Below are 2,749 nucleotides of genomic sequence, written 5' to 3' on the forward strand. Positions count from 1 at the left end.
CCCCGTCACCAACGCCGAGGTGACGGCGGCGATGGGCCGGGTGCTGCACCGGCCGACGCTCTTCACCGCGCCCGCACCGGCGCTGCGGATCGCCCTGGGCGACTTCGCCGAGGATGTGCTGGGCAGTCAGCGGGTGCTGCCGGGGCGGCTGCTGGACGCGGGATTCTCGTTCGCCTTCCCCGGGATCGACGCGGCCATCCGGGCGGCACTGCGCTGATCCGGCCCGCTCCGAGCCGTGGCGGCGGGCCCGCCGCCACCCCCGGAAACCGGAAATCCCGGACCCCGGGAGTCCCGGCAGCGTCAGGAACCCCACCCGTCTGCCAATTCAGACGGATGTGCGACCCCGTGCACCGGTGCCCCGGTGCGCGCGACCGCGCCGATATCCGGCCGCACTCCTAGCCTCATGGCGAACTCGCGCATTCCGGTGGCCTGTTGAGGGCAAGAGCCTCCCACCAATTGCGCCGACTCGGGGAGGGCACGTGCTCAGCACGGCACACCACGCGGACGTCGTCATCATCGGGGCAGGGATCGCCGGCCTGTCAGCGGCCCACCAACTGACCAGTGCGGGACTGAGCGTCAGCGTCCTGGAAGCCGGCCCCCGGGTCGGCGGCCGGATGCTGACCGAGGAGGTGGACGGGTTCCGGCTCGACCGCCTCGGCCCCCTCCTCAACACCTCGTATCCCGAGCTGTACGCGGCACCGGGACTCGGCGGACTCGTCCTGCGGAACTTCGCCCCCGGCGTGCTCGTCCACAGCGAGGGCCGCCGCTACCGGACCGGGGAGATACGGAGCGCACGGGGTGCGCGCAATGCCCGGGGTGCGCTCAAGGCGGCGCGCGCCCTCGCAAGCGCCCCCCGGACACCGCTGGGCGGGACCATCACCGGGGTCATGGGCGGCGCGATCGACCAGGCCAGGCTCGGCGCGGCGCTGTCCCGCCTCGCCGCCACCCCCCGGGCCCGCGTCCTGGCCCGGCCCGAACGGACCGCGCTCGAAGCCCTGTCCGGCCGCGGCCTGCCCTCCCGTACCCTCAACGGCTTCGTACGCCCCCTGCTCACCGCGCTGCTCAGCGACCCCGGACTCACCACGTCCAGCCGGTGCGCCGATCTCGCTCTGCGCAGCTATGCGAGCGGCAGGCTCTGCGTACCGGCGGGAGGTTCGGGGACGCTGCCCGAACTGCTGGCGGCGGCGCTGCCGCCCGGCACCGTACGGACGGGCGTGCAGGTCACGGCCGCAGACATCACCTCGGTACGCACCAAGGAGCACGGCGAACTGGGCTGCCGCTCACTGCTGCTGGCCACCGGCGCGGGCGCCGCCGCCGAACTGCTGCCCGGTCTGCGGGTGCCGTCCTTCCGCCCGGTGACGGTGCTTCACCACACCGCCCCCGCTCCCCCGCCGACCGGGGCGTCGCTGGTACTGGACGCCGACCGCGCGGGCCCGGTCGCGCACACCGCGGTGATGAGCGAGGTCGACCCCGCGCGCGCCCCGCACGGCCGGACGCTGATCAGCTCGACGGTGCTCGGCACCCCGCCGCCCGGTCCGGACCGCGCGGTCCGCGCCCATCTCGCCGCGCTCTACGGCACGCCCACCGACGACTGGGAGCTGCTGGCCGTCCACCACGACCCGGAGGCGGTGCCCGCGATGGAGGCCCCGCACGACCCGCACCGCCCGGTCCGGCTGCTCGCGGGCCTGTACGTGTGCGGCGACCACCGGGACACGAGCACGGTCCAGGGAGCCCTGCTCTCGGCCCGCCGCGCCGCCGGGGCGATCCTCACCGACCTGGGCGTACGGCCCGGGTACGGAAGCGCTGCCGCACTCCCCCGGGCCGCTTAGGGGCGGCCCGGGGGATCGGGCGCCGGTCTCACCCGAGTGCAGCAACCCGCTCGCGGTATCCGCGCACGGGGGCGGCGTCCCGGAACGGTTCGAGCCGGCGCTCGAAGTCCCGCACGTACTCCGTGGCGCGCACCGATCGCATCTCGGCGGCCTGCTGAGCGGCCTCCGCGCCCAGCCTGCAGGCCTGGTCGAGCTCACCGAGGCCGAGCCGAGCGGAGGCCAGCACCACCCGGCAGAACAGCCGGCTGCGGGCGTACGCGGGGGCGCGGAGCTGGAGCGAGCGCTCCGCGTGCTGCGCGGCGGCCCGGTACTGCTGGAGGTCCCGGTGGCAGTGCCCGAACTCGTCGGCGAGCTGGGCCTCGTCGAAGTAGCGCGCCCAGTGCGGCACGTCGTCCCCGAGGCGGGAGACCTCCAGCGCGCGCTCCGCCCGCGCCAGTGAGGCCGCGCAGGCCTTGGCCTCCCCGAGCACTCCGTGGCCGCGCGCCTCGACCGCGTGCAGCAGGGCCAGGACCGCGTTCGGCGCCGCCGAGCCGATGCCCTGCTGGGCCACCCGCGCCAGCTGGACCGCTTCCCTGCCGTGTCCGAGGTAGACCGCCTGCCTGCTCATGGTGATCAGGACGTAGCTGCCGTAGGCCCGGTCCCCGGCGGCCTGGGCGAGGCGTAAGGACTGGACGAAGTACCGCTGGGCGAGCCCGTGCGCCGCGATGTCGTACGAGGTCCAGCCCGCGAGGCGGGTCAGATCGGCGGCGGCGGCGAACAGCCGGCGTCCGGTGGCCTCGCTGTACGTGCCGCGCAGCATCGGTTCCGTCTCGTGCTCCAGGTACCGGACCAGGGCCTGCCGGGCGTGGCCGCCGCCGTAGGCGTGGTCGAGGGTGCGGAAGAGCTCGGCGACCGACCGCAGAGCGGCGACGTCGCCGCTC

General features: G+C 75.3%; 3 protein-coding genes. 2 read left to right on the forward strand and 1 reads right to left on the reverse strand.

Features of this window, described 5'->3' with window-relative positions:
• Both J1C73_RS21015 and J1C73_RS21020 read left to right on the forward strand, forming a co-directional pair.
• A partial coding sequence (locus tag J1C73_RS21015; RefSeq protein WP_207317778.1) for a DUF1731 domain-containing protein occupies positions 1-217 on the forward strand: 217 nt, incomplete at its 5' end.
• A gap of 262 nt (positions 218-479) precedes the next feature.
• On the forward strand, positions 480-1,829 hold the full coding sequence (locus J1C73_RS21020) for an NAD(P)/FAD-dependent oxidoreductase (protein ID WP_207317779.1): 1,350 nt from the start codon (positions 480-482) through the stop codon (positions 1,827-1,829).
• Positions 1,830-1,857: 28 nt separating this feature from the next.
• On the opposite strand, the gene J1C73_RS21025 is transcribed toward J1C73_RS21020, so the two are convergent.
• Positions 1,858-2,749: NsdA family TPR-like regulatory protein (locus J1C73_RS21025; RefSeq protein ID WP_504744024.1), on the reverse strand; the 892-nt coding region annotated here is incomplete at its 5' end.

Origin of the sequence: Streptomyces laculatispora, assembly GCF_017353455.1 — a bacterium.
Lineage (GTDB): Bacteria > Actinomycetota > Actinomycetes > Streptomycetales > Streptomycetaceae > Streptomyces > Streptomyces laculatispora.